At 61.7% G+C, this 21,801-nt stretch carries 19 protein-coding genes and 1 pseudogene; 2 read left to right on the forward strand and 18 right to left on the reverse strand.

From position 1 onward, the window contains the following. Positions 1 to 338 precede the first annotated feature (338 nt). The gene (gene mutS, locus UIB01_RS14220; RefSeq protein WP_038661763.1) at positions 339 to 2,918 is read left to right on the forward strand and encodes a DNA mismatch repair protein MutS; all 2,580 of its coding nucleotides are present in this window, start codon (positions 339 to 341) and stop codon (positions 2,916 to 2,918) included. Positions 2,919 to 3,039: 121 nt separating this feature from the next. Further along, on the forward strand, positions 3,040 to 3,363 hold the full coding sequence (gene fdxA, locus UIB01_RS14225; RefSeq protein ID WP_003285709.1) for a ferredoxin FdxA: 324 nt from the start codon (positions 3,040 to 3,042) through the stop codon (positions 3,361 to 3,363). A 74-nt stretch (positions 3,364 to 3,437) separates the two neighbouring features. Here fdxA and UIB01_RS14230 read toward each other — a convergent pair whose 3' ends face one another. The 18 genes and pseudogenes from UIB01_RS14230 to UIB01_RS14310 form a co-directional block, all read right to left on the reverse strand. Continuing rightward, entirely contained in the window at positions 3,438 to 3,629 is a 192-nt protein-coding gene (locus tag UIB01_RS14230) for a CsbD family protein (protein WP_038661766.1), read from the reverse strand. An 88-nt stretch (positions 3,630 to 3,717) separates the two neighbouring features. Then, positions 3,718 to 4,710, reverse strand: a complete 993-nt coding sequence (gene gpgF / locus UIB01_RS14235; protein ID WP_038661769.1) for a glucosaminyl phosphatidylglycerol flippase — start codon at positions 4,708 to 4,710, stop codon at positions 3,718 to 3,720. Further along, positions 4,707 to 5,468 carry an N-acetylglucosaminyl phosphatidylglycerol deacetylase gene (gene gpgD, locus UIB01_RS14240; protein WP_038661772.1) on the reverse strand — a complete coding sequence of 254 codons (762 nt, stop codon included), beginning with the start codon at positions 5,466 to 5,468 and terminating at the stop codon, positions 4,707 to 4,709. Before gpgD ends, gpgF begins: the two co-directional genes overlap by 4 nt. Further along, entirely contained in the window at positions 5,461 to 6,576 is a 1,116-nt protein-coding gene (gene gpgS, locus UIB01_RS14245) for an N-acetylglucosaminyl phosphatidylglycerol synthase (RefSeq protein WP_038661774.1), read from the reverse strand. The genes gpgD and gpgS overlap by 8 nt, the downstream gene beginning before the upstream one ends. Before the next feature lie 157 nt (positions 6,577 to 6,733). After that, positions 6,734 to 7,609, reverse strand: a complete 876-nt coding sequence (locus UIB01_RS14250; RefSeq protein ID WP_038661777.1) for a YihY/virulence factor BrkB family protein — start codon at positions 7,607 to 7,609, stop codon at positions 6,734 to 6,736. Between the two features lie 122 nt (positions 7,610 to 7,731). After that, positions 7,732 to 10,683 (reverse strand): response regulator, encoded by a 2,952-nt coding sequence (locus UIB01_RS22520; RefSeq protein WP_051605087.1) that lies wholly within the window; start codon positions 10,681 to 10,683, stop codon positions 7,732 to 7,734. Next, positions 10,680 to 12,014 (reverse strand): EAL domain-containing response regulator, encoded by a 1,335-nt coding sequence (locus tag UIB01_RS14260; protein WP_080695090.1) that lies wholly within the window; start codon positions 12,012 to 12,014, stop codon positions 10,680 to 10,682. Before UIB01_RS14260 ends, UIB01_RS22520 begins: the two co-directional genes overlap by 4 nt. After that, a complete protein-coding gene (locus UIB01_RS14265; RefSeq protein ID WP_038661783.1) occupies positions 11,960 to 13,006 on the reverse strand; it encodes a protein-glutamate methylesterase/protein-glutamine glutaminase in 1,047 nt (348 codons plus the stop codon). Before UIB01_RS14265 ends, UIB01_RS14260 begins: the two co-directional genes overlap by 55 nt. Further along, positions 13,003 to 13,830, reverse strand: coding sequence for a CheR family methyltransferase (locus tag UIB01_RS14270; protein WP_038661786.1), 828 nt, complete (start codon positions 13,828 to 13,830; stop codon positions 13,003 to 13,005). Before UIB01_RS14270 ends, UIB01_RS14265 begins: the two co-directional genes overlap by 4 nt. Positions 13,831 to 13,837: 7 nt before the next feature. Next, positions 13,838 to 14,359, reverse strand: a complete 522-nt coding sequence (locus tag UIB01_RS14275) for a chemotaxis protein CheW (protein ID WP_038661788.1) — start codon at positions 14,357 to 14,359, stop codon at positions 13,838 to 13,840. An 8-nt stretch (positions 14,360 to 14,367) separates the two neighbouring features. Then, positions 14,368 to 15,492, reverse strand: a complete 1,125-nt coding sequence (locus tag UIB01_RS14280; RefSeq protein WP_439655088.1) for a methyl-accepting chemotaxis protein — start codon at positions 15,490 to 15,492, stop codon at positions 14,368 to 14,370. Positions 15,493 to 15,513: 21 nt separating this feature from the next. After that, a pseudogene (locus UIB01_RS23635) lies at positions 15,514 to 15,999 on the reverse strand (MCP four helix bundle domain-containing protein); the annotation flags it as partial. Between the two features lie 50 nt (positions 16,000 to 16,049). Then, on the reverse strand, positions 16,050 to 17,999 hold the full coding sequence (locus UIB01_RS14285; RefSeq protein WP_080695091.1) for a chemotaxis protein CheA: 1,950 nt from the start codon (positions 17,997 to 17,999) through the stop codon (positions 16,050 to 16,052). Positions 18,000 to 18,008: 9 nt separating this feature from the next. Further along, on the reverse strand, positions 18,009 to 18,287 hold the full coding sequence (locus tag UIB01_RS14290; RefSeq protein ID WP_038661795.1) for an STAS domain-containing protein: 279 nt from the start codon (positions 18,285 to 18,287) through the stop codon (positions 18,009 to 18,011). Positions 18,288 to 18,291: 4 nt separating this feature from the next. Next, positions 18,292 to 18,657: a response regulator gene (locus UIB01_RS14295; protein WP_038661797.1), complete on the reverse strand. Its 366-nt coding sequence runs from the start codon at positions 18,655 to 18,657 to the stop codon at positions 18,292 to 18,294. Between the two features lie 12 nt (positions 18,658 to 18,669). After that, positions 18,670 to 19,788, reverse strand: coding sequence for a methyl-accepting chemotaxis protein (locus UIB01_RS23460; RefSeq protein ID WP_051605088.1), 1,119 nt, complete (start codon positions 19,786 to 19,788; stop codon positions 18,670 to 18,672). 117 nt (positions 19,789 to 19,905) lie between these two features. Then, positions 19,906 to 20,505 (reverse strand): response regulator transcription factor, encoded by a 600-nt coding sequence (locus UIB01_RS14305; RefSeq protein ID WP_230585253.1) that lies wholly within the window; start codon positions 20,503 to 20,505, stop codon positions 19,906 to 19,908. A gap of 172 nt (positions 20,506 to 20,677) precedes the next feature. After that, positions 20,678 to 21,715, reverse strand: a complete 1,038-nt coding sequence (locus UIB01_RS14310) for an AAA family ATPase (protein ID WP_038661803.1) — start codon at positions 21,713 to 21,715, stop codon at positions 20,678 to 20,680. Between the last annotated feature and the right edge of the window lie 86 nt (positions 21,716 to 21,801).

Genomic DNA, 21,801 nt, shown 5'->3' on the forward strand with positions numbered 1-21,801 from the left:
CACCGGGAGCCTGAAGAGTCGCAAGATCAGAGGGCATCGAAAGGGAGAACGCAGGTTACGCGCGTGCGCGCCGGCAACCGATCGACGGGGCTGAGTTATCGGCAGAGGCGGCTTGTCTGTCAACGCTTTCCTGATCCGACCCGACAGATGACCGTCCACAGACATCGGCACCGGCGCGATCCGAACGGATGCCAGTCCCTGCCGCGCAGCGCAGCCCGTGGTAACCTTGCCGGCTTTCTGCGCGAACCCCTCTCCCCAGCCGGGCGGCACCACCAACGCCGCTACCTGGACGCACGACTCGGGTTCTCTCGCCCATCAACGAGCCGCACCGCAAGCCGATGACCAAGCCCAACGCCGACCTTTCCGCCCATACGCCCATGATGCAGCAATACTGGAAGCTCAAGCGCGAGCATCCGGACCAGCTGATGTTCTATCGCATGGGCGACTTCTACGAGCTGTTCTATGACGACGCCAAGAAGGCCGCCGCCCTGCTCGATATCACCCTGACCGCCCGCGGGCAGTCGGCGGGTACGGCGATTCCCATGGCCGGCATTCCCTTCCACTCCGCCGAAGGTTATCTGGCGCGGCTGGTCAAGCTGGGCGAATCGGTGGTGATCTGCGAGCAGATCGGCGACCCGGCGACCAGCAAAGGCCCGGTGGAACGCCAGGTGGTGCGCATCATCACCCCTGGCACGGTGAGCGACGAGGCATTACTCGACGAGCGCCGCGACAACCTGCTGGCCGCGGTGGTCGGCGATGAGCGCCTGTTCGGTCTGTCGGTGCTGGACATCGCCAGCGGACGCTTCAGCGTGCAAGAGCTCAAGGGCTGGGAAACACTGCTCGCCGAGCTGGAGCGACTGAGTCCGGCTGAACTGCTGATCCCCGACGACTGGCCGCAGGGCCTGCCGCTGGAAAAACGCCGCGGCGTGCGCCGCCGTGCGCCCTGGGATTTCGATCGTGATTCGGCATTCAAGAGCCTCTGCCAGCAGTTCTCCACCCAGGACCTCAAGGGCTTCGGCTGCGAGAACCTGACGCTGGCCATCGGCGCCGCTGGCTGCCTGCTCGCCTACGCCAAGGAAACTCAGCGCACCGCCCTGCCCCACCTGCGCAGCCTGCGCCACGAGCGCCTCGACGACACGGTGATCCTCGACGGCGCCAGCCGTCGCAACCTGGAGCTGGACGTCAACCTGGCCGGCGGCCGCGAGAACACTCTGCAGTCAGTCATGGACCGCTGCCAGACCGCCATGGGCTCACGCCTCCTGACCCGCTGGCTGAACCGACCGCTGCGCAACCGCGAGATTCTCGAAGCGCGCCAGGACTCGATCACCTGCCTGCTGGAGCACTACCGTTTCGAGCAGTTGCAGCCGCAGCTCAAGGACATCGGTGATCTGGAACGCATCCTCGCTCGGATCGGCCTGCGCAACGCCCGACCACGCGATCTGGCGCGCCTGCGCGATGCCTTGGCCGCGCTGCCGCAGCTGCAGGCCGGCATGCAGGACCTGGTGGCACCGCATCTGCTCGAACTGGCGAAAAGCATCAGTACCTACCCGGAGCTGGCCGAACTGCTGGCCCGCGCCATCATCGACAACCCGCCGGCGGTAATCCGTGACGGTGGCGTGCTGAAGACCGGTTACGACGCCGAGCTGGACGAGCTGCAGTCGCTCTCCGAGAACGCCGGCCAGTACCTGATGGACCTGGAGACCCGCGAGAAGGCCCGCACCGGGCTGGCCAACCTCAAGGTCGGCTACAACCGCGTGCACGGCTACTTCATTGAGCTACCGAGCAAGCAGGCCGAATCCGCACCGGCCGATTACATCCGCCGGCAGACGCTCAAGGGCGCCGAGCGCTTCATCACGCCGGAGCTCAAGGAGTTCGAAGACAAGGCGCTGTCGGCCAAGAGCCGCGCGCTGGCCCGTGAGAAGCTGCTCTACGACGAGCTGCTGGAAATGCTCATCGGCCATCTGGCACCGCTGCAGGAAAGCGCTGCCGCGCTGGCCGAACTGGACGTGCTGAGTAACCTGGCCGAGCGCGCGCTTAATCTCGACCTGAATCGCCCGCGCTTCGTCGAGCAGCCGTGCATGCGCATCGAGCAGGGCCGCCACCCGGTGGTCGAGCAGGTGCTGGAGACGCCCTTCGTCGCCAACGACCTGGGCCTCGACGATGCCACTCGCATGTTGGTCATCACCGGACCGAACATGGGCGGTAAATCCACCTACATGCGCCAGACCGCGCTGATCGTGCTACTGGCACAGATCGGCAGTTTCGTTCCTGCGGCAGCGTGCGAGCTGTCGCTGGTAGACCGCATCTTCACCCGCATCGGCTCCAGCGACGATCTGGCCGGCGGGCGCTCCACCTTCATGGTGGAGATGAGCGAAACCGCCAACATCCTGCACAACGCAAGTGATCGCAGCCTGGTGCTGATGGACGAAGTCGGTCGTGGCACCAGCACCTTCGATGGCCTCTCGCTGGCCTGGGCGGCCGCCGAGCATCTGGCCAAGCTGCGCGCGTTCACCCTGTTCGCCACCCACTACTTCGAGCTGACGGTGCTGCCGGAAAGCGAGCCGGTGGTAGCCAACGTGCATCTCTCCGCCACCGAGCACAACGAGCGTATCGTCTTCCTGCACCACGTGCTGCCGGGCCCGGCGAGCCAGAGCTACGGCCTGGCCGTGGCGCAGCTGGCCGGTGTGCCGGGCGAAGTCATCCAGCGTGCGCGCGACCATCTGTCGCGCCTGGAAACCACCAGCCTGGCCCACGAAGCGCCGAGAATAGCGCCCGGCCAGCCAGCGCCGCCGATGCAAAGCGACCTGTTCGCCAGCCTGCCGCATCCGGTGCTGGAGGAATTGGGACGGATCAATCCCGATGATGTGACGCCGCGCCAGGCGCTGGACCTGCTATACAGCTTGAAATCACGCATTTGATACGCCGCGAAAGCTGCTAGAATCGCGCGCATTTTTTTGATAAGCGGCATTTGCCTGTGCCGCCTACTCGCAGGGGCGTCACCGTAACGCCTACCTGACACGCCTGAGGAGATAGCTAGACATGACCTTCGTCGTCACCGACAACTGCATCAAGTGCAAATACACCGATTGCGTGGAAGTCTGCCCGGTGGACTGCTTCTACGAAGGCCCGAACTTTCTGGTGATTCACCCGGACGAGTGCATTGACTGCGCGCTGTGCGAGCCGGAGTGCCCGGCTCAGGCGATCTTCTCCGAAGACGAGGTACCGGAAGATCAGCAGGAGTTCATCGAGCTGAACGCGGATCTGGCGGAAGTCTGGCCGAACATCACCGAGAAGAAAGACGCGCTGGCCGATGCCGAAGAGTGGGATGGCGTGAAGGACAAGCTGCAGTACCTGGAACGCTGATACCAAGAGTCAGAACGAAAAATGCCCGCAGCGATGCGGGCATTTTCTTTTGTGCTGCCGAGGGCAGCGACAGGTCAGGCCTTGTCGATGCCTTTTTTCAGGGTGTCTTTCACATCGCCCTTGACCTGCTGGGCCTCACCCTTCACTTCCTGGCGCTGGCCTTCGCCTTTCATGCGCTCGTTGTCGGTCGCTTCGCCCACGCCTTGCTTGATCTTGCCGACGGCTTCGTTGGTATTGCCCTTGATCTTGTCTTCGGTACTGCTCATGGCGAACTCCTAACTTATTCATTAGTGACATAAGGTGGACCGCTCACGCGAAGCGTTAGTTTCGCCCCGGCCATCGGGCCAGAGCGGCTCATGTCTGGCGTGAGGGCATCAGCCGGCGCAGCAGGGGCCGGCCAGCCAGATGCAGAAACACTGGCGCGCCAGCAATGAGGTAGAAGTAATAGGTCACGAAGCGCCAGATCAGTATCGCCGCCGCAGTAGTCGACTTGCCGACCATCGGCGTCAGCAGCGCAGCCGACGCCAGCTCGGCACTGCCCGCGCCACCCGGCAACAGGCTGAGCTGGCCGGCAGTCAATGCAAGCAACTGTACGAGGAAGGTCCAGGCCCAGGCCAGCTCGCTACCCAGCCCCTGCAGCGTCAGGTAGAGCACGCTGAAGCGCAGCAGCCAGTGCAGCGTGGTGAGCCCGAACACGGCGAGCAATATACGGCGCGGTAAGCGGAAGCAGTCGATCAGTGCATTGCGAAAACTCAGCACCTTGCGCGCCCAGCGCCGTTTGCGCGACTGCTTCATGCCCAGCCGGGTCACCAGCCAGCCATTGAGCAGAAATACCTGACGGTGGAAGCGTCCGAGCAACGCCAGCAGCGCTATTACACCGATCAGCAACGCCACGCTGAAGCCCAGCAAACCGGCGATGTGGGTGCTCAATGCATGGGTCAGCGCGTAGATCAGCACGCCGACCATTGCGCAGGCGAAGAACAGTAGATCAGTCAACTGCTCGACGGCATAGGTTGCCGTGCCCTTCGCTGGCGCCACGCCCTGGCGCATCAGCAGCGCCATAAGTGTTAGCGGCCCGCCGGCGCCGCCGGGTGTAGCGCAGATGGCAAACTCGGTCGCTACGACGATGCCGAATGCTCGGCGCTGGCCCAAATGTCTGCGCCCCAGCAGCAAGCGCAAGCGCAGCGCATTGAGATTCCAGCCCAGCACCACCATGCCGAGCATCGCCACAAGCAGGCCGCCTGGAAAACTGCGCAGCCGCTCGAAAAGACCGCTACCGCCGAGCAACAGCGGCACCATGGCCGCGCCGAGCAACGCGCCGCCCAAGATCCACCAGCGACGATTCATGCCACAGCGCTCGATGACCGGTACTGTCGCAGCCAGTCGATCTTGGTCAGCGGCCGCCTGCCTTCCTGAAGCAGGCGCTCGAGCACATCGAGCCAGTAGCGCCGGGAAAACTCATGACGCATGTCCACTGGATGCACCCCCAAGCGCAGCAATGGCGCCTGTCGGCTCTGGCGCAGCTGCCGCTCGCTAACCAGCCAGGACACACCGCGCCGCCAAGGACTGCGTGCGCTCCAGACCAGCCCTGGGGCGACGATCGGCGAGAAGTCCGGCAGCAGGTAGAGATGGCCGGGATCGCTGGTATAGGTCAGTCCGCTGCCGGCCAATACGCGCTGTGTTCCCTTGCTCATCAACCAGGCCGGCGCGACGAAACCATGCAGCGGCCATTGCTGCCGCCGGAACAGCTCCAGGCCACGCCCCAGGCGCTCGCCAGCAGCCTGTTCATCGAGGCCATAGAACTCGCCTTCATGAGTGTAAACCCGTCGCATGAACCAATCCTTCGGCGTCCTTGGCGCGGGCTCGAGATCGGCGTGGAAGCAGCCGTGCAGCACCAGCTCGTCGCCACGCTGCACCCGCTGGTCCAGCAGGCGGCAGAAATCCGGCTGCTGTTCCAGCGGATTGCGCTGATGAAAATCCGGAACCACCAGCCAGGTAATGGGTACGCCGCCGATGGCATCCACCGCCTCGACGAAGGGTCGGTAGTCGGGCCAGGTTTCCGCGGCTACATCGTGCAGCACCAGCGTCAGAGCAGCGTCAGCCATGTACGGCTACCGGCAGGTCCGCGGTGCCGAGCACTGCGTGGTAGTGAGCAAGCAAGCCGGCCACGACGGCATCCCAGGCGTGGTGCGCCTCGACATGCTGGCGGGCCTGTTGGCCGAGCAGCCGGGGGTCGTCTTCGAACAGCTCGCGCACGGTATGCGCCATGGCCCTCGGGTCCAGCGGCCGGCACAGACGACCGCTGTAGAACGGCACCAGCTCTGGCAATGCACCGGCGCGCGCGGCGATCACCGGGATACCACTGGCCATGGCTTCGAGAGCCACCAAGCCGAAGGTCTCCTGATTGCCGGCATGCAGCAGCACATCACTACTGGCCATGTAGCGCGCCACTTCGCTGGCGCAACAGAAGCGGTCGATCACCGTGACATTCTCCGGTACCCGCTGCGGCATGCTCGAGCCCACCAACAACAAGTGGTACGGCTTACCGAGCTGGCGCGCGGTTTCCAGCAGAATATGCAGGTTCTTTTCCCGCGAGCCACGCCCGGCGAAGATCATCAGCCGGGTGTCATCCGCCAACCCCAGTTCGCGGCGCAGATCGGGATCACGCCGCTCGGGGCGGAAGGTTTCCAGGTCCACGCCCAAGGGCTGCACGAACACGCTTTTCACCCCAAGATGGGTCAGTTTGTCGGCCATCACCTCGCTCGGCGCCAATACCCGGTCGAAGCTGCCGTACAGCTTCGAGACGTAGCCATTTAGATTGGTACCCAGCCAGCTGCCGATACGATTGCTGACCAGCAGCGGCAGATCGGAGTGATAGAAACCGATGACCGGGACATTCAGCCGGCGCCCCGCATCCAATGCCGCCCATGCCGTCATGTAGGGATCGCCGACTTCAATCAGATCGGGGCGCAGCGAACGCAGCAGGTTGCACCAAGGCGCACGGCGGATCGGAAAGCGATAGCCCTTGCCGAAGGGCAGAATCGGCGCCGGCACTTCATAAAGGCCGTCGTTGTGACTGTAGTCGCCGCCCGGCACCAAGATGCTGTGCCGCACTCCGGAGTACAACTGCAGCCTGCGATGCTTCGCCTCGAGGTAGGTGCGCACGCCACCACTGGCGGGCGCATAGAACATGGTCATATCCGCGATATGCAAGGTACTTCTCCGTCGGTCCCGTAGCAGAACACCGGTCTTCGCCGGGCATGTCGCGGGTTCGAACGACATGCTCCGCAATCCCTGCGGAATAATTCTGTAATGAAATAGATGACCGTAACGGAGATGCGTTGTTCGCAGCGGAGCGCCGGACGGCGCCTCAGCTGTCCAGCTGCTTGTCGCCCTCGTCCTTGCCCTCGACCGAAGCGTGCTCTATCACCGCGTTGAGTTCGGCGCCGAACAACAGCACCGCTGCGGAGATGTATAGATACAGCAGCAACACGATGATCGCGCCAATGCTCCCGTAAGTAGCGTTGTAATCGGCGAAGTTCTGCACATAGACGCCAAAGGCAATCGAGGCGAGTATCCACACCAGCACCGCCAGCACCGAGCCTGGTGTGATAAAGCGGAAATCCTGCTCCACGTCGGGTGTTACGTAGTACAGCAGTGCCACCACCAGCATCAGCGTCAGCACGACCACCGGCCAGCGTGCCCAGGTCCACAGCACCACCACCATATCGCGCATGCCCACCTGCCCGGCCAGCCACTCGATGGCTTGCGGCCCGATGATCATCAACCCTGCCGTGAGCAGCAGCAGCACCGCTATGCCAACGGTGTAGGCCAGCGAGAGCATGATCAGCTTCCAGCTCGGGCGCCCCTCCTCCACGTCGTAGGCCCGGTTCATCGCATTCATCAGCGAGCGGAAACCGATGGACGCGGTCCACAGCGCCACGAGAATACCGAAGGACAACAGGCCAGCCTGCTGCTCCTGCAGCTGCTCGATGACCGGATTGATCTGCTCCATCGCTATCGGAGGCAGAGCAAGCGACGCCTGCATGCGCAACCAGTCGAAGAAATTCTGCAGGTCGAGAAAGCCCAGCAACGCGATGAGAAACACGAGAAACGGAAACATCGCAAACAGCCCGCGATAAGCCAGCGCCGACGCATAGGTGGACATGTCGTCGCTGCTGAATTCCTTGAAGGTACGCTTGAGCAAGGTAAAGGCCCCGATACCGCGGGTGTCCAGCATGGCCATCGATATTCCCCCCAAACAGTGAAATGTGCCGTCTAGAAAATGGGACGACCGCTCTGCTGGAGAGTTCGGTATTGGGAAGCTGAGCTAGCCTTTCATTACCGGTGAACTAAGCCGCTTGCCAATCAGTTGCCCGATAAAGCCAGCGCGGATGCAACTTCTCGAAGCAAACGCTGGAACTCAGTAACGAAGCGCTCATAAGCGCCGGTCCAGCGATCGCCGTTGAGAAGGTGCACCTCCAAGTCAATGCTCAGCTTTTGCAGGCGCACGGCGCCTAGCGTTGCGGCCAATGATTTGAACCGATGCAGCGAATCATTTGCTTCCTCTATTCGTCCTTGCATGAGGCTGATATGAAGCCTTTCCGCAAAGTCGGAGTGATCATCAACAAAACGCTTCAGCAAAGATCGATACAGGTCATGGTTATTTAGTAAACGTTCTAGAGCAGAACGCTGATCAAGCCCCTCAATGGTCGGCAGTAGCTCCTTTTCCTGTTCCGCTCGGATCTCTGGCAAAGGCTGCGTCGATCGGCACAACCAACGCTCCAGCAAGGCTTCCAAGTGCCTGGGGTGGATCGGCTTCGCCAGATAGTCACTCATCCCCGATTGCAGGCATCGCTGGCGGTCTCCCGCCAGGTTGCTGGCCGTAAGCGCAATCACTGGAATGTCAGGATTATTCCAACGGAGCCTGCGGACAACCTCCAAGCCGTCCATGACAGGCATCTGGACATCGAGCAACACCAGCTCTAAGCCGGGATCGCTTGCAACCTGCTGCAATGCGTCGGCCCCGTTTATCGCAGTACTCACTTCCAGCCCAAACGACATGAGCTGCTCGCAAGCTACCTCACGATTAAGAGGATCGTCGTCGACCAGTAACACGCGACGGCCGCGCAGAGAAAAACTATCGGTCGCGTGATCAGGTTCGGCTCCATCGTAGGCGCCTGGCGCAAGTTCCAACTTAACAACGAACGCAAACAAGCTTCCTATATTCGGCTGGCTGCGCGCGATGAGATTGCCGCCAAGGAGGGTTGCCAGCTCCGCACAAATAGCCAATCCCAACCCAGTACCACCGTAGCGCCGAGCGATCGAGTCATCCATTTGCTGGAATGGCTTAAACATCTCATCCAGCCTTTCGGCGGGGATGCCGATGCCACTATCCTGAACTTCGAAACAGAGATCGCAGCACCTACCATGGAGCTCATTCAGCCGAACCCTCAATGAAATGCTGCCACGCTCGGTGAACTTAATCGCGTTATCCATCAAGTTGATCAAAACTTGAGCGATCCGTAGCGGATCCCCATAGAACTGCCCCGGCAGCCGCGGATCTATGTCCACAATAAGCCGAAGCTGCTTGCTACTGGCCCGCTCCCATACGATATCGACGACGCTCTCAACCAACCGCTGTAGTGAGAAAGCCACCTGCTCGATCTGCATCTCGCCTGCTTCGATCTTGCTGAAGTCGAGAATGTCACCGACCACCTCCTGCAGGTGCTCCGCTGACTTGAGAATCTTATCTAGATAGCCATCTACCTTTGCATCGCGGTTGCTTCGGCGAGCCAAGTGCGCCAGACCTACCACGGCGTTGAGCGGCGAACGAATCTCGTGGCTCATGTTGGCTAGGAAATTGGCCTTGGCCTGGGCGCCCGCTTCCGCCTGATCCTTGGCCGCCACCAGTTCCGCGGTTCGCTCATACACCTGTCTTTCCAGATCGGCCGCCAGCTCGCTTAAGGCGAGTCGATCGCGGGCCTGCTCGGTTTCCTCTATGGCGAGACTGCCCAACGCCCGAAGCCCACCCTTGTTGTCGAGTATGGGAAAAGCGATCAGACGATAGGCGCGAAAATCAACCTGATGTTGGTCCGTTCCCCTCGATATGAACTGGCGTTCCTGCAACGTGCCCGAGAGCAAGGTTTCGCGCTGCGCTTCCCATACCAGTTGGCTTAATGGGGGAAGTTCGCTGCTCCGGCCGGAACCGCGCAGGTCGAGGCGCCCCCAGCTCTCGACATCAGAACCGCGTACAGCCTCGTTCTCGAGTTTCACACACCCTTCCGGATCACGTATGCGTACCATCAGCGGCAAGTGGTCAAGCACCTGCCGATAAAGCGATTCCCGCTCGGCGAGGTGCTGTCGATCACGCCAGGTCCTCAGAGTTAGATAAACCACCAGGACAACGGCCAGCGCGCACAAGGTCAGGATCAGATTGCGCCCAAGCCGATAGGCCTCATACAGCGGAAGCAGGTCATGCTCGACAACCAAACCCAGGTCGAGCTCATCCAGCCACAGGGCTGCGCCCGCAACCAGCACGCCATTACGGTCACGGTAGCCCTCGGAATAGCTGGCCGAGTCATGCCCCGGTCCGAACGATAAGCCGGGCGATAGGCGCCAGGCGTCACTCGGGCGCGAAGCCGACGTAAGCCGCGTCCCCTCGCCGTCGACCGCAAACACCCGGGTCTGTGGACCCTCCAACCGCGTCAGCAACGGTCCCAGCTCGTTGTCTAGAGCCAGACGCAGACATAGAACCGGTGGACGAGCCGCGGCGCTGCGCTCGATTCCGATGCGTCCACACGCCATCTGCATGAGCGTTCCTGCCGGAAAAACCTGATCGGGATTTAGCAAGGCCACCGGGGCCGGAAACGGGCGGGAAATGGCCCCACCTTCCCGTTGGCTACGCAGCAACGTGTCGCTGGCCAGCTCCGGAAGCGCAAAGCTGCGCCGATGGGTCAGGTTGCTGTCACTTATCACCCGCAGGTCGCCATCGAACAGTACGTGCCCCGCGTATCCCTGCCCCAGATACAGGGGACGCAGATGCTCGGCCAGATAGTGGTCAACACTAGCCCCGGGGTTCTCCAATCGCCGAACCACCCAGGCCTGCACATCGTGCAGCTCTGCCAGCCCGCGGACGGCTATCAGATGACGGTGCTGCCAGTACTGCAATAGGTCCTTTATCACCTTCATCCGCGCATCGAACTGGGCGGCATTATTGGCCGCCACCTTGCTGCGCACCGTTTGTAGCCCTGCAATGGTAAGAAGCACCAATAGCAGGCAGGCACCTATTGGGGTAAGGAGACGGGAGAACCTGGTCATTCCGTGTACCGCTCTGAATCTACGAGCCAATCGTTGAGGGACGTGTTTCCCTTATGCCGCTGATGCCAGTCTGCAAGCTGGTCCGCTGGCATCGGTCGCGCGAATAGGTAGCCCTGTCCCGAATGGCAACCCAGCAACTCAACCAAAAACAGGTCGTCCTTGCACTCGACCCCTTCGGCTACGCAAGGCAACCCGAGCTTGTGTCCTGTCTGAATTGCCGAGTACAAAATCGCCCGAGCACGCCGGTTCTGATGTGCCTCGCGAACGAAAGCACGGTCGATCTTTAGCTCGGTGAAGGGCAGGCGCGAAAGCTGGCGGAGGGTCGAAAAGCCAGTGCCATAGTCGTCTATCGAAAGGCCGAAACCCGCCAGGCGCAGGCGTCCGACAGACGCCAGTGTCACCAGCGGATCGTCCATCAGCGCGCTCTCGGTGACTTCGAGGATCACCTGGCTCGGGTGGCATCGCGCTGCAGCCACCAGACGAATAAGATCATCCGCAAAATGGCGATTGGCCAGCAGGCTGATGTCCACATTCAGGGCGATGCTGATGGACGCGTCCTGCAAGCTCGACAAATGTTCCATGGCCTGTCGTACCAGGCAGTAGGTCAGTTCGCAGAGTTGGCCACTGCCGGTGGCCAGGGGAATGAAATCAGCTGGCGAGATAACCACGCCGCCCGGCTCTAGCCAACGCGCCAGCACTTCGTAGCCGGTGACCCTTCCGCTTAGCAGGTGCACCTTCGGCTGGTAGTAAGGCTGTATGCAGCCACGCTGGAGCGCCGACCCGAGCGCTGCCTCGCTGGGCAGCGAGCGAGCGCGCTCACAGCCGCCCTGCTTGTCTCGCCGCTGCCCCGCCTGAGACAACAGTCGATGCAGGTCACGGCCCTCGATCGGCTTTCGCAGACTGCCGAGCAAAGGAACGCCCGCCGCATGCAGCATGCTTTCGACCGTGGAGATCAGCGCTTCTTCCCGGGCACTGACAACTACCACTTCGGAGAAAATCCGTTCCTCGCCCAATCGCTGCAGCAGTTCAATGCCGTTCATCCCCGGCATCTCCAGATCGACGAGCAGCAGCGACAGTTCGCCGTGACTGTCCCGAAGGATGGCCAATGCAGCCGCGCCATCATCGACCTGCTGGATATCCTGAAGGCCAAACCCCCTTAGCAGCGCGCAAAGCAGCTCGCGCTGGAATGGACTGTCCTCGACGATGAGCACCTTCTGCGCCCGAACTGCTTCCGGGAGCTCGGCCAAGCCCGCCCCCTTAAATGGTTCCAATCCTGTCAAAACTTCTGTCCGTAATGGGCGATCCGCTCGGGCAGATCCTCCAGGTTGCAAATCTGCTCTACGCCACCCAGGCGAATCGCTTCCTTAGGCATGCCGAACACCACGCAGCTCTCTTCATCCTGAGCCAGCGTCGCGGCCCCGGCATCTCGCATCGCCTTCAGCCCACGGGCGCCATCGTCACCCATGCCGGTCATTATGACACCGAGCGCATTGCGCCCCGCAGCGTTGGCCAGCGAGCGGAACAGCACATCCACCGAGGGCTTGTGGCGCGAGACAGGAGGCCCATCCTGCACCATCACCTGATATTGCGCGCCGTTACGCCTGACGCTCAGGTGCAGGCCGCCCGGGGCTATCAACGCTCGCCCCGGCAGGACGCGGTCGCCGTCCTGCGCCTCGCGAACTTCGATATCACAGGCCGCGTCGAGCCGCTGCGCGAACTGCCGCGTGAAATTCGCCGGCATGTGCTGCACGATGACCATGCCCGTACAGTCCTTCGGCATCCGCTTCAGCAGGTATTCCAGCGCTCGCGTTCCACCGGTGGAGGTACCGATCGCAACAATCGCATCGGTAGTACGGCTGAGCGCAACAGCTGCCAGAGGAGGAACGCCGCTCGTCGCCAACTTACCGGCACACCCGACCCTGCGCATACGGCTGGAGGCAGCCTGACGCACCGTCTGTACCAGCTGCGCACGCTGCTCCTGAATGAACTGGCCTACGCCCCCTCCCGGCTTGCACAGGATCGCCACCGCACCAGCGTCCATGGCATCCAGCGCAACGGCCGAGCCCTGTTCGGCCAGAGATGAGAACACGATGGTTGGGATGGGGTCGTCCTGCATCAGCTGGCGCAGAAAGGTCAGCCCATCCATCCGCGGCATTTCGACATCGACCACCAGCACGTCGGGGCGCAGGGTACGCAGCTTCTGAAATGCGAACAATGGATCAGGCGCAACACCGATCACCTCGATGTCGGGCTCTGCCTCCAGCTGCTCGCGCAGCATCGAGCGCACCACTGCCGAATCATCGACGATCATGACCTTGATCATGCCGACACTCTCCGCGCTGCCGTCGATTCCGGAGCACGGTAAATCGATGGTGCCAGCTGCTGCAGCGGTAAACGGATACCGGTCAGCGATTCGCAATGGCCGATGATGAGCCATCCGCCTGGACGCAGAGCCGCACACAGGTTGTCCATCACTCGCTGACGCGTCGGCTGGTCGAAATAGATCAGTACGTTACGCAGGAAAATCACATCGAAGGCCCCGGCCTCCGGCCAGGCGCAGAGCAAATTGTGCTGCTCGAAACGCACTCGGGCACGCAGCGCCGAATCGATCATCATCATTCCTTGATAAGCACCCGTGCCGCGCCGGCAATAGCGCTTGAGGTAATCCACGGGCAACAGCTCGACGCGGTCCAGCCGATACAGGCCGCTACGTGCCTGCTGAAGAGCCCGGCCACAGATATCGCTGGCCACCAGTTGCCAGCCGCCCTCGCCCAGTTGGTCGGCCAGCACCATCGCCAGGCTGTAAGGCTCTTCTCCGGTTGATGACGCCGCACACCAGACCTTCATCGGCCGTTCATCGCAACTGGGGATGATCTGGTTCTTGAGCCGGGCGAAATGCGCCGGCTCTCGAAAGAAGTAGGTTTCGTTGGTTGTCAGGCGGTCGAGCATCTCCGCTCGCTCCGCCTTTCCTTCCGGACTGAAAACGAGGGCGAGATAAGCATCGAAGTCTGCTAGCCCCAGCTCATCGACTCGGCGCCATAGCCGACTGACCACCATTGAGCTTTTTTGCGTTGTCAGGAGGATGCCAGCGGTCTGGTACAACCATTGCTGGATCTGCTTAAAGCTGGCAGGACTGAGCGACTTCATCGAGGCATTATCCCGCCGCCGCGACATCGGCACCGGAGCCGGAGCCGGCCTCGATCAACGTTTCCAGCTCCACCAGCGATAGCACCGAAGCGATATCGAGGATCGGGATGAAGCCCTGCTCGCGGCGCAGCATGCCGATGACGAAGTCATTGCGCAGGCCGGTGCCGAACTGCGGTTTGCGCTCCACTTCGCCCGGCTCCACCTCACGCACCTCGGTCACGCCATCGACCAGAACACCGAGCATGTGCAGGTTGTCGCCCTGCGCGACCTCGACAACCACGATGCAGGTTCGACGGTTGATGCGGGTGGGCTCCTGGCCGAAGCGCACCGACAGATCGAGCACCGGCACCACCGCACCGCGCAGATTGATCACTCCGTGTAGGAAACGAGGCGCCAGCGGAATCGCTGTGACCCCGGGGTACTCGATGATCTCGCGGATGGCGTGGATGCCCACACCATAGGTTTCGCCACTCAGGTTGAACATCAGGTACTGCCGTACCAGTTCGAGATTTTCCTCGGACTCAGCCATGGAACACCTCAGAAGTTAACGAAGAGTTTTTCGTCGACGGCATCCGTCGAGACGCCGCTCTGCGTCGCACTACGAGCACTTGTCGGCCGCGCGCTACGCGCATTGCCCGATACCCGCTCGGCACGCTGCTGCTCAGTCTTGAAGAACTGCATGACGCTCTGCAGTTGCAGCGCCTGGCTGCTCATTTCATCGGCAGTAGCGGAAAGCTCTTCGGAGGCCGAGGCGTTGGCCTGGGTCGTCTTGGAAAGCTCGACGATGGCGCCGTTGATCTGATCAATACCCGAGCGCTGTTCCTGCGACGCGGCCGCGATTTCCTTGACCAGATCAGCTGTCTTGCCGATGGACGGCAGCATCTCTTCCAGCAGCGTGCCGGCGCGCTCGGACATCTTCACGCTGGAACCGGCCAGTGCACCGATTTCCTGCGCCGCCACCTGGGACCGTTCGGCCAGCTTGCGCACCTCGGCTGCCACTACCGCAAAGCCCTTGCCATGATCACCGGCACGTGCCGCCTCGATGGCCGCGTTCAGCGCCAACAGGTTGGTCTGATAAGCGATGTCATCGATGATGCTGATCTTGTCGGCAATGGACTTCATGGCGTCGACGGTTTCGCGTACCGCCTCGCCGCCCTCCTTGGCCGAACTTGCGGATTGGGTAGCCATGCTGTCGGTGAGGCCAGCGTTTTCCGCATTCTGCGTGACGGTCGCTGCGGTCTCCTCGATGGAGGCACTGATCTCCTCCACGCTGGATGCCTGCTCGGTAGCGTTCTGGCTGAGCGTGCCGGACGAGGCGGAAACCTGCTCGGAAGCCGAAGCCAGCGAGTTGGCCGAAGCGGTGACCTGGCCGATGACATCGGTCAGCCGGGCGACCATGCTATTCATCGCGGCGAGCAGGCTGTCCTCGTCGCCCTTGCGCAGGTTGACCTTCACCGTCAGGTCGCCCTGGGCGATACGTTGCACGACATCACGGGCGTAATCCGGCTCTCCGCCGAGCTGGCGCACGACCACACGAGTCAGGAACATGCCGAACAGAATGGCGGCCAGCACGGCCAGGGCGATGACGATGCCCATCACGACCTTCATCGAGGCGACGGTGTTGGTAGCCGCCTGATCCGCTGCCGCGCCCTGCTTCAGCATCTCGCCTACCAGCGCTTCGAAGTTGCTTTCAATTTCGTGGGAGATCGGCCGCAGCGGACCATTGATGATAGCCATGCCTTCAGCGGCCCGATCCTCTCGCGCCAGCGCCAGTGCGTTCTGCACTCCGGCAATGTAGGCATCCAGGCCCTGCTGGATATTGTCAGCGATCTTGATCTCCACATCGCTCATCACCGTCTTGCGGTACTCGTCGAACGCGTCTTGCGACACCTGACGGTACTCGATGGCGCGCTTGACGGTTTCCTCACGCGCGGCACCTTCCTGGGTCAGCAACCGCAGCGCGGTACGGGTGTAGATCAGATACTGGGTGTAAGCGTTCTGCGCTTTGGCAGTTGCAACCAGGTTGTTCTGATACAACCCGTTCAGCGCGTTGCCGACTGAGATGATGTTACTCAGGCCATACAGGCCCATTCCCGCGGCGATCAGTGCGAGCGTGAAGAATGCGCTGAGCAACTTCTTAGCCAGACTAAGTTTCATGAACCAATTCATCGTTGAAGCCTCAAGCTTGAAATCGAAGAGAAGTTGTCGACGGTTACCCGTCAGTTGGCACTGCTGACCAGCGCCGGTATGTCGAGAAGAAGGGCAACGCTGCCGTCGCCAAGAATTGTTGAACCACTGAAGCCGCGCATGCCGCTAAGGAGATCGCCGAGTGGTTTGATGACCGCCTGGATTTCGCCAACGAAACGGTCCACCACGATGCCAGCGCGCTGATCACCGCACTGCACGACCACCAGACACTCACGGGCGCTTTGCTCGCGCGGTATACCGAAACGCTCGGCCAGGCGGAGGTAAGGCAACGGCTGGCCACGCAGGCTGAACACGTCGTTGCCTCGCTGTTCGCTAAACTCCAGGCACTCGACCACTAGGTCCAGCGGCAGTACGAAATCGGCGTCACCCACCGCGACCTGAAAGCCGTCGATGATGGCGAGCGTCAGCGGCAGGTGGATGCGAAAGGTCGAACCCTTGCCGCGGGCGCTCTGGATATCCACGGTGCCGCGCAGCTGCTCGATGTTCTGGCGCACCACATCCATGCCCACACCGCGGCCAGAAAGGTCGGTGACCTTGTCTGCAGTGGAGAACCCCGGCGCGAAGATAAGGTTGAAGACGTCGCGCTCGGCTAGCTGCGCCGTGGGCTCCACCAGCCCGCGCTCGATCGCTTTGCGCAGAATACGGTCGGTATCCAGGCCGCGGCCGTCGTCGCTGATCTCGATGACCACCGATCCCGACTGGTGATAGGCGTTGAGCGAAAGGGTGCCCTGCTCCGGCTTGCCGGCGGCCAGGCGCTCCTCGATCGACTCGATGCCGTGGTCCATCGCGTTGCGCACGACGTGCAACAGGGGGTCGGTGAGCTTTTCGACCATGGATTTATCCAGCTCGGTATCGGCACCGCTGACCTTCAGCTCGATACGCTTACCAAGTTCCCTGCAGACGTCCCGCACAACCCGCGGAAAGCGTTGGAACACATCGCCAATAGGCACCATACGCAAGTTCAGCGCGCGGTCGCGGATCTGTTCCACCAGATGCCCTACATCCTCAAGCAACTCGCCCAGGTCGGCGTCCTGACGGATCGCTGGGTGGCTGTTGCAGGCGGAATTGCGAATGACCAGCTCGCCAACAGCGTTGATCAGCTCATCGAGCTTGCGTGCGTCGACCTTGATGAAAACTTGCTCAGAGGCGCGAGAACGGTTGACTTCGGCTGCATCCAGGAGGCTGCTGCGTTGCGAGACGTCGACGATTGCCAGGTGATCTTCTTCGATCAGCGTGCTGTCAAGCTCGTCCAAGACCTCAATCTGGATGTCGCAATCCTGCTCGATGAACTCCAGCGCCTGCTCGATAGCGCTGCGCTCGACATCAGCCATCAACTCGAGGACGAAGCCTAGATGACAGCTTTCTGAATTCAGCTCGGTGAGGGGCGGCAAATCGTCCTGCAGAACCTCCAGCGCAAGCACCTCGCCCATGTCGGCCAGATACTGAACGAATGGGATCGGGTCCAGGCCATGTGCGAACACCTGCGCTTGCGGGCGCAGGGTGATGCGCCAATGCGTACCCCCGCTAATTCCGGCGGCAGGGATCGCCTCCGGAGCGACGTACAGAGCAACACCTTCGAGAAAGGAACCTAGCTCAGCGCAAAGACGGGCGCGCGTGACCGGGTCAGGATCTTCATCCTCACGGCCTTCGGCGACGTTGTCGAACAACCGGCTCAGGTAATCACCACAGTTGAGCAGCAGTGAAACCAGCGACGCATCGATCGGCTGCTCGCCGGTGCGCACCTGAACCAGCAGATTTTCCATCAGGTGAGTGAAGTCCACCACCAGCTGGAGATTGAACATGCCCGAGGAACCCTTGAGCGTATGAGCTGCGCGAAAGATGGCGTTGATGCGCTCGCTGTCGGCACCCTGGCTTTCAATTGCCAGCAGCGCCTGCTCCATTTCGGCCAGCAGCTCGCGAGCCTCATCAAGCAGCACGCTACGAACGGCTTGCATATCCATGAGGCTTCCTCAGTTATCCAGCAATGATGTGAGCCAGACGCGCGCGAGCATCTGCTCGACCGCCGGGCTCGGCGCGATCAGTTGTACCGACGGCAGCTGATGACGCAGCGCCAACAGCAGCTGCAGGCCGGAGCAATCGATTTCACTGATGCCTTCCAGGCTGACCGCCTCAGGCGCTCGCTGCTGCAATTCCAGAAGCAGCAGCGCATGCAGCTCAGCCGCGCGCTCGATGGTGAAGGCGCCGCCCAGCTTCAGCGTTGTGTCGTGGGGTATCTGCGATGCGGACATGGCGTCAGATCACCAGTTTGGAAACGGCGTCGAGCAACATCGGCGGCTGGAAGGGCTTGGTGATCCAGGCGCGCACACCAGCGGCCTTGCCCTGCTGCTTCATGCTGTCGCTGCCCTCGGTGGTGAGCATGATCACCGGGGTGAACTTGTAGGCTGGCTGTAGTTTGGCGGCCTTGACGAAGCTGATGCCATCCATGTTCGGCATGTTCACGTCAGAAATGATGAGGTTGTATTTGCGGCCGTCCAGCTTGCTCAGCGCGTCCTTGCCGTCCTGGGCCTCCACAACGGTGTAACCGGCGCCGCGCAGGGTCAGGCTGACCATCTGGCGCATGCTCGCCGAATCGTCGATCACCAAAATCGTCTTGCTCATGCTTGTTTCAACTCAAAAGAATGTGATGGAAGAAGAAGCGCTGGTGGGCTCGACGCCACGGCCATCGTGCAGCGCACGTTGCTCCAGCGTGGTGTAAGTGCCACTCAGACGTTCGAGCCACTCGGCAACTTCCGGCAGCTCGACGCCGCCGGCGCTCAAGCTGGACAAGGTCTGCTCAAGGCGCTGCATGTCATCTGTGACGTGCCCCATGATCTGGTCGACGCGGTCCTGAAATTGCAGGTGCACCACCAGCTGGTTGATTTCGCTTTCCAGCACGCCACGCTCCTGCTGGAGCTGGTGCAGTGAGTCCTGCAGCACCGTGGCCGTCTCGTTGAAGTCCTGCACGATGTTTTCAACCAGCTGCTGCGACTCCTCCACCACGCTCTGCTCGCGAATGGCGAAGGATGCAGAGAGGCCCTGCGCCTTGTGGATTACCTCGGTGACAGTCGCCACCGTCTCGCGGATCAGCTTGCCGGTCTCGCCAGATTCATTGGAGAGCTTGCGCACTTCGTCGGCGACTACCGAGAAGCCACGCCCCGCCTCCCCCGCCCGGGCTGCCTCGATGGCGGCGTTGAGCGCGAGCAGGTTGGTCTGATCGGCGATCTTGCCCACCTGATCGGCCATGCGGCTGAGCTCGTGGGTCTGGCTGGCGATGCTGTCGATTTCAGCAAGCAGGAGCGCGCGGTACTGCTGGGTCTGCAGCAAGGCGTCGGTAATCTTGTGCAGATCATGCTCAGCTCGCTGGATGGTCTCGATCGCGCGGCTGCTCTGATCCTGACCACTTTGTGGCGCATCGGCGATCAGGCGCTGACTCAACGCGGCGAAGCCGCACGACAAACCCGTGATGGCGCCGCCTACCTGGTCGCGAGCCAGCTGCAGATGCTGGCCCCACAGGGGCAGGACACCGACTACCAGAGCCTGTAAGCGCTCGCGCAGCTGGGAGTCCTGCAATGGCTCAGAATTATCAAGCTGCGGCAGGTGTTTGGCCGCTTCGTAGCCGTTTTCGGCTACTACAAGCAGTAGCAGCACTATGGCGCCCCATGCGACGCCCAGCCACCAAATCTGGGCCAATAATCCGCAGAGGATTACGTTGGCCAGCGCCAAAACCCGTCCCGCATTCGGATGTCGCATGCCCGCTCAACTCCACAGCTATGTGCGATAGGCAGGCATTGTCGTTTGGTGGCGTTTTAATGGCTTGAGTAGAACTACTCAACACCTGAGGGGGAATCTACCTTCAGCGCTGGGAGGTCAGAGCAGCAGGCGAACGAGCTCCACGACCGATGAGACGTGTAGCTTGTCCATAAGCCGTGCCCTATGGTTTTCCACGGTGCGCACGCTAAGGCCTGCCAGTTCGGCAATCTCGCGGCTGGAGAGGCCTTGCATCACCCATTGCGCGACTTTGCGTTCTTGCGCCGTCAGTAGCGACAGACGCGCTTCACGTGCCTCCCGCTGCAAGCGCTCGCGGTGCCGTTGCAGGCTGACCGCCAGCGCCGCGTTTACACGATCCAGCAGATGCTGCCCGTGCACCGGCTTTTCAACGTAGTCGAACGCGCCTCGCCGCATCGCTTCCACTGCGGTTCCCACATCGCCGTGACCCGTGATGAAGATGATCGGCGCTTCCACTCCTCGGGAGAGCAATTCTGCCTGCAACTGCAAGCCGCCCATTTGCGGCATCCGCAAATCGGAAAGGATGCATTCACATGCCCCAGGCACGTGATCTTCGAGAAAGGCCAGCGATGAGGTGAAGCATCGCACGGTCAGGCTGATGGAACGTAACAGAGTGGCATGCACCTGAAGAACGAACGGATCGTCGTCAATCAGCGATACAGTGCCTTGCAGCGCAGACATGTTCATGAGGACAGGAGAGTAATTGGAACCTTAGGGTCGCGATTGTAAGGGCTATAGCCGTTGGTCATGTCAATTGATCGCGTGCTGCGCAACTGTGCGGCCGTTCTTTTAGGAGCGGTTGCCACAACCAGGTTTTGGGGCCAATGCCGCCATGCTGCTGGAGAGTTCGCTGCTAGTCGCGCGCGACCGGTTCCAGGCGGATCGCATCGTCGTGCAGCAAGGCCCGCCATGCCCGTCCCTCAGGATCGCGCAACAGGGCGTCAGCCACCGCCGGCTCCAGGCGAGTGCGCAGCTGTCGGGCAACGTCACGGGCACCGAAGCGCGGGTCATGCGTCCGGCAGATCGCTTGCTTGACGGCGCTATCGACCTGCAACTGCACGCCCTGCCGGAGCAGGCGTTGCGTGAGCTTGCTCAGCTCGACATCCAGCACCGGCATCAGCCGGTCGCCCTGGATGCTATCGAACTGCAGCGTGCGGTCGAGTCGATTGAGGAACTCCGAATCGAAATGCCGATGCAGCGCCTGCCGGACGCTGCGGCTTCGCAACGCGCTACGGCCCGTGCGCGGGATCGGCCAGCGCTCCCACCGCGCAGCCTGCCGTGCACCGATATTGCTGGTCATGAACACCAGCGCGTTGCGGAAATCCAGGGTTCGGTTGCCGGCAGCCAAGGTCAGTCGTCCGCTATCCAGCACATTGAGCAAGCTGCGCACGACTTCCCGACTGGCCTTCTCCAGTTCGTCGAACAGCACGATGCCGGGCCGACTGAAACTACCGGCGATGGCCTCGGCATCGAACAACGTCGTGCCTTCCTTACTGCCTACATAACCGGGGGGAGCCCCAGTGAGCGCGGCAGCATAATGCTCCTGCGCCAGGGTATTCATGTCGATGCGGCAGAACGCATCCGGCTTGCCGTGAATGGCCTGGGCCAATAGGCGCACGATCTCCGTCTTGCCGACCCCGGTCGGGCCGAGGAATAGATTGACGGTCAGTGGTCGTTCGGGATCGCCGATCCCGGCCTTGACCACGCGAAGCATGGCCTCGATCTCGCCCAGCACAGCGTCCTGGCCGATGATACGACTGCGCAGCAGCGCCATGACGGCCTCGACGTCGAACAGGAAGCGCGACGCCGATATCGGCCCTTGGCCTGCCCGATCGCTGGCTTGCGCGATCTGGGTACGGTTGTGCTCGATCAGTTCATTCACGAATGGCATGAGCGCCCCGGTGCAGAGAATTGAACGTACGTCCTCTCAACCCTGGGAGAGAGGCTGCGTGAATGGGGACTAACGCTGCGCCTCCG

This window comes from Stutzerimonas decontaminans (assembly GCF_000661915.1).
Lineage (GTDB): Bacteria > Pseudomonadota > Gammaproteobacteria > Pseudomonadales > Pseudomonadaceae > Stutzerimonas > Stutzerimonas decontaminans.